We start from the raw sequence: 9,909 nt of genomic DNA, 5'->3' as shown, positions 1-9,909 counted from the left end.
TCGGTTCTTGTGGCAGAGAATTATGTTGTTCTACCTGGCTCACTGATTTTAAATCTGTTTCTACAGGCGCTGCTCGTTATCAGAATTTATCTATCAATCAGGCAAAATTATCCGGGCAATGTGGTCGCTTAAAATGTTGTTTGAATTATGAGTTGGATACTTATATGGATGCGCTAAAAGATTTTCCGGAGAAGGCAGATATTATTGATACAAAAGCCGGCAGACATTATTTGGTGAAGACAGATATTTTTAAAAAACTGATGGTGTATGAAATGCATGGAACAGGAAAACAATTTCCATTAACACCGGCTAAGGTTACCGAATTGCTTACACAAATTAAGGCGGGTGAAGTAGTGGAAAGTTTAGATGCTTTTAAAGTATATCAGGAAGTGGAAACAGAAATTGAATTTGATAAAGTGATTGGTGAAATTACTTTGCAGACAATTGAAAAATCTGAGAAGAAACGCAATCAGAAAAAAAGACAAAATAAAAACAAGGGTCCGCAAAATCAGAATACACAAAATCAAAATCCACAAAACCAACAGAAGGCGGCACCAAAAAATCCACCGCAACAAAATAATCCCAATCCCAATAATCCAAACCGCAATAAAAATAAACGGCGGAATAATCGGAATAATAATAACAACAATAACAATAACCCAAAACCGGAATAGCATTTATGCGCAGCCTTCTTACAGCTTGTGTAATTCTGTTATTGTTTGCTTGTGATACTTCACGGGTTTATGATAAAAATGTGCAGATAAAAAATGCCGAATGGTTGTATGATGAACCGCTATCTTTTTCCATTACAATTCAGGATACTACAGACTCTTATAATATGTTTATCAATGTGCGACATTCCGATATGTATGCCTATAATAATTTGCTGATGCAGATGCAAACAGTATTTCCGGATAACACAATACAAAATGATAATATAGAAGTAGTGCTATCAGAAAAAGGTGGCGAGTGGACAGGCAATTGCATTGATAATGTATGTTACAATTCTGTTTTAATTCGCTCTGCATTCACCTTTCCTGAACCCGGCAATTATACTTTTATTCTCTCACAGAATATGCGCATAAATCCTATTACAGAAATAATGGATGTGGGTGTGAAGATTGAGAAATTTGATTTTTGACTGAGAGCTATTGGCTGTTTGCTATTGGCAGTAGGCTAAAAAAAATAAATGAAATGACAGATGGAGATGGAAAGTAAGGAGTAACTGGCAGCAACATCCAATTTTTTGGTCTAACCAAAAAAGCCATCATATCTTTCATGATACAATGGCTTTTAAAAAGTGAGTTTATTTAAATAATTTATTCCACCATCAGCTTTAAAGTTTCTACAGCGGTTTCTGTTTGCAGATTTATAAAATATATTCCTGATGCATAATTTTCTAATTGCAATTGTGTGCTTCCTTCAAAACTACCGCTTTGCATTTGGTTACCTGATGCGCTGAATATTGTATAGTTGGTTTTTCCAATTTCAGTGCACGCAATTACCACTATGTTTTGTGCAGGATTTGGAAATACACTAAAGCGAGGTATTATGTTATTGTCTTCTATCATACGTTCATAAAACGGATATTGACAATATACTTCGGCAATTACTGCCATCTGATCTTTATACCAATAAGCTTTTCCATATAAGTCTTTACAAATTCCATCGGGTAAGCCTTGCGGATATTCAGCTTCAACACGATTTTTTATCCAGTTAAATTTCTGATATGCATAATTAAAATCGTTTTCGAGAAATAGTTGATATGCTTCCTGATATTTTTCAGCTATAGTAATGCGACCTCCACCCTGATTATTTATATAGTAATTGCACGAATAATTTGCCATGCGCAAGGTAAGTGCTTCTTCGTCTTCTATATCAATGCAATTGCCAACACAATCGCAACTGGTAGGTTGGGTGGTAACATATAGAGAGGCATCTGTTGTTATATCACTACATTTAATATCAAAGCCTGTACTTACATCACTGCCAATGGGTGCGCCACCGCCTGTCCAATAATTTCCTCTTGCCATTAATGTATCTGAAATATAGGTGTTATTAAAATATTCGTAGCATACTTCAATCGCTCTTGTATTTCCATCAAAGCGATTGGGTTGAGCTGTATCACCTTCATTTATTGCATGTGTAATTGCATCAATATCCAGTAGAATATCTTCACCCAAAATTCCCGTTTCGTTTTGAATTATCCATCCGCATCCAATATCACCTATTACTATTTTACATAAAATATCGGGATCGTCTGAATAGCTGATTGCACTAAATGCAAAAATACCTTCTGCGGTATTCTGTTTTATAGTTGCTTGATTGCGTAAATAAATATTACTGCGGTAAGATTCTATTCCACGATAATTATTTTTTATGGTGGCACCATCCAAAATAAAGTAACGTGTGTTGTATAAAAATACGCCGGGTTGATAAGTATGATTTTTAATATTACCTGCTTCCACTCTGCATTCAATTACATCTTCTAACCACAAACCCGTTGTCGCATTTGCATTTCCTTCAATACTATTTGCATATAAATACATGCGATGCACATCTTCTGCCTGTATGCCGTTTTGCGCATAGTTCTTAATAGTGGTCTGGCGAATTTCTACATTCACATCTTCGGGACATACAGAAATATTTTCAAGTTTCACCGGAGTTGCAAAGCCATCGAATGTACCTTGGGTAATATAAAACGATTCAGTATCGTAGGCAGAAATTCCATTTATTGCAGTGCTGCCACCAGTGTTAAACAATACATTTTCAGCATAAAAATTTGCATAGGCATTGCGCATTAAACTATTATTGTTATAAACGATTTTACAATCCTCCAACCACACATCTCTTGTGCTGATATATAAATCGGCATCTGTTTGCAGCCAACATTTCATATCTGTAGTGCCGGTTCCTTTTAAATAAAAACGGCTATCGGTTCCTAAGTCGAAAATGCCATCTTCATAATATGCTAAATAACCTGTGCCTGTAAAAGTGAAATCAACATCATCGGCAGTTTGAATGGTGCCGCCTGCTTTTAATTGTATTGTGGCGTTTGCATTGTTTAGCTGAATATCGTTATCTTCCATTACCAACATACCGCCATCTTCTATAACTATTTTTGCGCCGCTGTTAGAAGCTTTAATTATAGCTCCCGGTTTTAAAATAATTTTTCCATTATTTTTTACTTCCAGTTTTGCATTGGTTTCAATAATTATTTCTGCACCGTCTTCAATAATTAATTCAGAATAATCATCAACTATCAAATTTGCACTCGATTTTAATGTAATGGATGAACCGTTTTCTATCGTGAGTTTTGTGGGTGTATAAAATCCATGAATTGCATCCAATATTCTTCTATTCGGTGTAGCTGTTTTATTTAAAGTAAGTGTTATATTATCCTTAATTAATAAATCATTATTTTCAGGTAAAATAATATTTCCGCACCAGCGCTTATCAGCTCTAACTTCCCAATCATCAAATTTTACCTCAATGGAAAATTCTTTTGATGTGGAATTGTAAGAATCAACTTTTATTTTTAATCCATTTAAATAGTAAGGATAAAGCGAATCGCCAACTCCATTAAATTGCGGATAATTTAATGCAGGAATAATACCTGACATACTTATTTCATCTCCTACCTGAAATGGCACATCTGAATCACCGATAAATGCATAGGTATCAGTAGTTGTTCCTCCAATTTTTTCTGCTGCTGCAAATTTTATATCGTTATAAGTATCCAATGTTCCAGGATCACCCTGCCGATTTGCATTATCTGAAATTTCTATTTTACTTGTTGCATCAAAGTCACTTCTTATCCATTCCCAATTGCTTTGACCACTGATAGGATTATCTGTTCCTTTTTCAAATACCGGAAATTCTTCGCTTTCTTCACCTACACCATAAACAGTTTTGTAATCAGCTATTGTAAAATCATTTTTTCCTGCCGCATTAAGCGATTTAAACATATTGGCATATGGTTTTGATATACTTATTGTTGAATTGCGGGAGTGGCCTCTTGCTGATATAAATGTATAAATACCTGAGGTTAATGCATCACTTTCTTCAATATAATCAGGTTTGCTATCATAATAATCTATTAATTGATGATTCTCTAAAAATATATATTGATCAGTTTCCGTTGGACCGATCTCCGGAATTTTTATTCTCAATGCATCCCCTTCAGTTAAATAATCCTTTAATGTGTAAGTTCCGTTTGTTGTTATCTCTTGCGGCGTTATCCAATTTAACCACCAACGTTCCCATGCATTGGCACACTGCATTATCTGAAACGGCGCCATAAATCCCCATCCATTATAACTGTAATAGTAGTTACCTACTACGCCGTTTACACCCCAAGTGTGTGGAGAGCCAAATACTGTATGCATCATTTCATGAACATAAACTTGCGTAAGTCCTTTGCTCAATCCATTTTTGCTGCAATCAGCATTAATTTGGTGTCCTGTACTTATACCATATTGGTTAGCACCATTAATTAATTTCTTTGTGCCAGCACCGGTAGTGGATGAACCAGCACATCCTGTTCGGCGAATGACAAAACATATATAATCTATATTACCATCGGGTGCTGCAGGATCAAGTGCAATATTTGAGTATAAACTATTATCAAAATCATAACCGGGTGTATTCTTTCTGTTGTCAAAACGGCTCCAGTCATAATCAAATGTGGGATGTGTTTGAAGATTTATTTTATCAACAGCATCTTGAATGGCATCGGGAATTTGTAAAGTAGTTCCTACATAGGATGGGGTTACAATTACTAATTCGGGATATACTTCTCCGGTTAAAGTAAACGTACCCTGACTCATAGTATAAAAGTAGCTTGTAAGATTTCGCTCAGTATGTATCTGACTATTATCTAAGTCAAATACTTCATTATAGTCTCCTTTTGCCCATTCCGGTAAATCATTGTAATCCCAATTGTCGTAATTATCTGCGCTAGTTGCATCGTCAAATCCGATAAATACAATGAGTGTATGTAAATCACCTTTAAGAGTCACCGAGCTACCATAAAAGGAATAGTCCGTTACTTGAGAAAAAACGCTTTTAAACAAAAAGCAAAATGACAATGTAAATAGTAAAGTTTTTTTCATAACTTGATAAATTTATAAGTGAATGATTTGTTTGAGTTGTCTTCTGAAATACTTATATAATAAATACCAGAAGGAAAATTTGAAATGTCTAATACTTGTTTTCCAGGTTTTATTAAAATAGTATCAATAAGTTGTCCATAAAAATTATAAATATTAGTTTGAATTGGCACTAATAATTCTGATTGAATTTGTAATTGATTTATAGATGGATTTGGGTAAATAGTTAGACTATTATTATATATTTTATTATCCTTAATAAATACTCCATAATCTTTAAAATATACCTCTAGGTAAATTTTCATAATTGAAATCGAAGCATTCGGAATACATGTCAAATATTCTCCCATAACAAAAATGGGTGTTTGTTCACCATAAATATTTAAAGATGAATCAACAGCATCACGACCGAAAATTATGTAGGTTTCTCCATCTATACCTTCAATATATCCATTTTCAACAAAGATTATCGCTCCCTCTATCCAGTAATCCCCTACTTCATAATTCAGCATAGTAGTATCCCAACCTAAATAAACAGAATCAGATGTACTTATTTCATCATGCAGGATATAGAAAGTAAACTCAGCCGGGTAACCAAATGGTTGTATATCTTTTTTCAGATTTACACAGGTGCCAAAATTAAATTCATCTTCTACTTCCTGGCTAAAGCCACGTATGGCAATGGGAATATTAAATGTGGTGTCAATTATATCCAAGCCTTCATCGTAACCAGCAGTTGCATTTTCGTCGCAGCCTACCCATAATGTATCTGTTTGTCCATCTGGGTGATACACATAAAATTCTAAGTTCCAAGGAGGGAGTTGCGCATGCAATATTTGAATTGTAAAAAGGAGAATAAAAGGGAGTAAAAATCTTTTCATAAAATTGGATTTAATTGAAGGTAGTTAAATTTTGTGGAATTGTGTAATCGGGGAACTGTCGAATCGGAAAATGTAGAAATGTCGAATCGTGGAATCGTGGAACTGTGTAATTGGAAATAAATGCAAAGGCTTAAGGCGAAGAAATTGAACTGTGATTAAAATTGTCAACTGTCAACTATCAATTTTCAATAGCAAAGTTTTGTACTCAATACCCGATACCCAATACTCAATATCTTTTTAATATTAGTTCAAGACATTAATTAAATTTAATTATTACTCACGCAGGTTCTCAAAAGGCTAACGCACAAGGCTATATTTTGAGGAACCTGCTTGGACGGAAACAGCTAATCATTTCATTCGCACATTAACCACATTTGCTCATTAACCCAAATCAATTTCAATCACCATCGGACAATGATCGCTGTGCATTGCATCGGGCATTATCACTGCACTTTTTAATTGAGCAACAAGATTTTTTGTAATGGCTATATAATCAATGCGCCATCCTTTATTATTTGCTCTTGCATTTGCCCTGAAACTCCACCATGTATATTGATGTGGTTCTTTATTAAAATGCCGGAGTGAATCTATAAATCCGGTTTCCCAAAAAGTATCTAACCATGCACGTTCTTCAATTAAAAAACCGGAAGAATTTTTATTGCCAATCGGATCATGAATATCAATTGCATTATTTGCAATATTATAATCGCCACACACAATTAATTTTTTGCGTTTCTTTTTTATTTCTTTTAAATAATCAAGAATAAAATCGAGAAATACATACTTAACGGATTGGCGAATATCACCTGTTGTTCCGGAAGGAAAATAAATACTAAACACAGAAATATCACCAAAGTCTGCACGAATTACTCTGCCCTCTTTATCAAAGTCAGGATTGCCACAACCATATTCTATATGATCGGGTTTTTGTTTGCAGAAAATTCCTACACCGCTGTATCCTTTTTTTTCTGCACTATGTAAGTAAGCATGATAACCTGCATCTTCAAAAACAGATAAATCCAATTGATCGGGTTGCGCTTTTAATTCCTGTACACAAATCACATCAAAGTCAGTTTGTTTAATCCAATTCAACCAGTCTTTATTGATGGCGCTGCGAATTCCGTTTAAATTATAAGTAGCAATTTTCATTTCTATCTATGTCAATTTTTAAGTAAAACATAACATCGTAACTTTGAATATGCATTCATTCAAAATTATAAGCGCTACAATACTAATTATTTTTCTAAGCAGTTTCACCAACATCATTGCACAAGTATCTAAGCCAAATGTGATTATGATTATCAGTGATGATCTGAATGATTATATCGGCACAATGGGTGGACATCCGCAAGTATTAACTCCCAACATTGACAGGCTGGCGCAAATGGGTACCACATTTATGAATACCTATGCATCGGCATCGGGATGCGGGCCCAGCAGATGCAGTATTTTTTCAGGTAAAGATCTTGCTTATACACAAGTATATAATAATTCGGATTATGAAAATGTATTCAGATCAAATTTTACTGAGGAAAAAAATAATGAGGAAGTATATTCATTTCCTGAAATGCTAAAAGACAGCGGCGGTTATTATACTTACGCTATCAATAAAAATTATCATCACCCTGATAAAAATGATTACGATAGACTCACTCCTGATGCATGTGAAAAAAGTTTATCTTGGAATCGTATGTCGAATTTTATTGATGATTCTTCTTTAATAAATGTGCAAAGCAATTACAATTTTTTAGGCTCCATTTTTCCATGGGGTGCCATTCCGGATAATATGGAATCGCAGATGCAGGATTATAAAGCGGCAGATACTGCAATTGCATTTATTAAATCCATAGCAAACGGAACAGGTGATGATTGTGGCAATCCATTTTATTTAGGTGTTGGATTTAATAAACCGCATTCCTATCTCTATGTGCCACGAAAATATTTTCCTGAATATTATATCAATACTTTTTATTATGATCCTGACTCAGTATCACCATTAATTTATAATAATCCGCCAGATGCATATCCATTCAATGGGGTGGTTATGCCGCCGCAACCAGTTCCGGTGTGGGACGATTATAACCACTTGAGGCCACTTGGCAAAATGGTAGCAGATTTTGGAAGCATAGAAACCTATATTGATTTATATCTCTCTAATAAATTATTTGCCACTGAAGAAATTCGCAATATGGTAGCAGAAAATATTCGTGCCTCTAATGTCTCAGCATATATTGCAGGAGTGCAATTTGTAGATGCGCAAATCGGCCGTTTTTTAGATTCATTAATTGCATACCCCGATATTTTTAATAATACTATTATAGTTTTTATTAGTGATCATGGATATAGTTTAGGTGAAAAGAAACATTGGACAAAATGGTCGCTTTGGGAAACAGATACCCGCTCACCAATGATAATTGTGCATCCTGATGTTACCGGCAACAGAGTAGTAAATAAAGCAGTTTCTTATCTCGATCTTTTTCCAACTATTTTATCATTAACTGATACAGATATTCCCGATTCAGAAAGTGGTGGTGTTTATCCGGATGGAAAAGATATTTCTGACTTGTTGTTTAATAATGCGTTGGATTATGAATTACCACAACTCACATCTTATAAAAGAACAAATGGAAATGGCTCTTGCTTTCCCATGTTTTCAGTGCGTAACGAACGCTTTCATTTGATTCGTTATAGAAACAACGACAACAATGCCGATCCCTTAAATTGCGATCCCGATTCAAAATATTTCGAACAAGAATTTTATGATGTGGGAATGCAAAGAGAAACAGATCCAAATGAATGGAATAATCTGGTGAATAATAGTCAATATAAACCCATGATGGAATTTCTTGCGCAATGGATTCCCGACAGTATTTTTTATATGACACCTACCATGAAAATTTTTCCGCAATTAACTGAAGATCTTTGCTATTTTAATTTTCATGATACAATACATCTCACATCCACTTTTAATAATGCAGAAGGTTTACCTGTGGATACATTAGAAGCAGGTCAACAGATTATTTGGTTCGCTACATGGATGGATGATACACTGCATGGCAAGGATATTTCTTTGGAATTAAATTCTATAAATGATACCATATTTTTGGATTCAGAAAAAGATTTGTTATATGCCGGCATTTGGGATAGTAGTTTGCATAAACTTATTGCATTAACTGCCTTAGATTTATATGTGGGTGAAGGGGATCAGCCGGAGTTACTTTACACAATTACGCCTACTTATAATAATACTGTAAAAATTTCAGATATAGAATTTATTGGCACTTATAGTAAAGCGATTTGGGATTTTGGTGATGGCTATATTTATACCGGAACTACACCACCTGCGCATCAATACGCAGCTTCAGGAACCTATCTTATCACCACCACAATTGTTTATGGAAATACTTGCACAGTGGTAAAAGAAAATGTGTTTACTACCAGCGATTTCTCGGAATTTATTAATACCATGATGGTATTTCCCAATCCCGCAACCAGCGGTATAAATATTACAATTTTTTCAGAAGAAACAAGTGGTCGTTTGGATTTTTATGATGCCACCGGCCGATTAATGATGGGCTATAAATACCGACAACAATTTGCAGGTGAATATTATTTTGATATTTCAAAATTTGCAGCGGGATTGTATTTTGTAAGAATGGAGAATGCATCAAATGTGATTACAAAATCATTTATAAAACAATGATGAAATTTAAATCTTATCTCAAGACTACCACCGCATAAATGGGATTTAAATTGTATTGATGAAGAATTAAATGTGCTCAGACAATTAATAAAAATTTTGGTACACTTACAGATAACCTGTAGCTTGCATTAATACCTGTAAAATCAAAAACTTTGAATAAGTCACCAGGGGTGTATTTTTTTAAATATCAATAATGGCAATTCGATAAAAGCAA

At 34.4% G+C, this 9,909-nt stretch carries 6 protein-coding genes; 3 read left to right on the top strand and 3 right to left on the bottom strand.

Annotated features, from left to right (window positions below; all coding sequences use genetic code 11):
• Positions 1-674: hypothetical protein (locus IPN31_04605; protein ID MBK8681184.1), on the top strand; the 674-nt coding region annotated here is incomplete at its 5' end.
• A gap of 5 nt (positions 675-679) precedes the next feature.
• Entirely contained in the window at positions 680-1,141 is a 462-nt protein-coding gene (locus IPN31_04600; protein ID MBK8681183.1) for a gliding motility lipoprotein GldH, read from the top strand.
• 178 nt (positions 1,142-1,319) lie between these two features.
• Here IPN31_04600 and IPN31_04595 read toward each other — a convergent pair whose 3' ends face one another.
• The 3 genes from IPN31_04595 to xth form a co-directional block, all read right to left on the bottom strand.
• Positions 1,320-5,114 (bottom strand): T9SS type A sorting domain-containing protein, encoded by a 3,795-nt coding sequence (locus IPN31_04595; GenBank protein ID MBK8681182.1) that lies wholly within the window; start codon positions 5,112-5,114, stop codon positions 1,320-1,322.
• Positions 5,111-5,992: a T9SS type A sorting domain-containing protein gene (locus IPN31_04590; GenBank protein ID MBK8681181.1), complete on the bottom strand. Its 882-nt coding sequence runs from the start codon at positions 5,990-5,992 to the stop codon at positions 5,111-5,113. The genes IPN31_04595 and IPN31_04590 overlap by 4 nt, the downstream gene beginning before the upstream one ends.
• A 381-nt stretch (positions 5,993-6,373) precedes the next feature.
• Positions 6,374-7,141: an exodeoxyribonuclease III gene (xth, locus tag IPN31_04585; GenBank protein ID MBK8681180.1), complete on the bottom strand. Its 768-nt coding sequence runs from the start codon at positions 7,139-7,141 to the stop codon at positions 6,374-6,376.
• A gap of 49 nt (positions 7,142-7,190) precedes the next feature.
• On the opposite strand from xth, the gene IPN31_04580 reads away from it, so the two are divergent.
• A complete protein-coding gene (locus tag IPN31_04580; GenBank protein ID MBK8681179.1) occupies positions 7,191-9,695 on the top strand; it encodes a sulfatase-like hydrolase/transferase in 2,505 nt (834 codons plus the stop codon).
• Positions 9,696-9,909 lie beyond the last annotated feature (214 nt).

This window comes from Bacteroidota bacterium, assembly GCA_016715425.1.
Classification (GTDB): Bacteria; Bacteroidota; Bacteroidia; order Chitinophagales; family BACL12; genus JADKAC01.
This window is presented reverse-complemented; position numbering and strand designations above follow the sequence as displayed.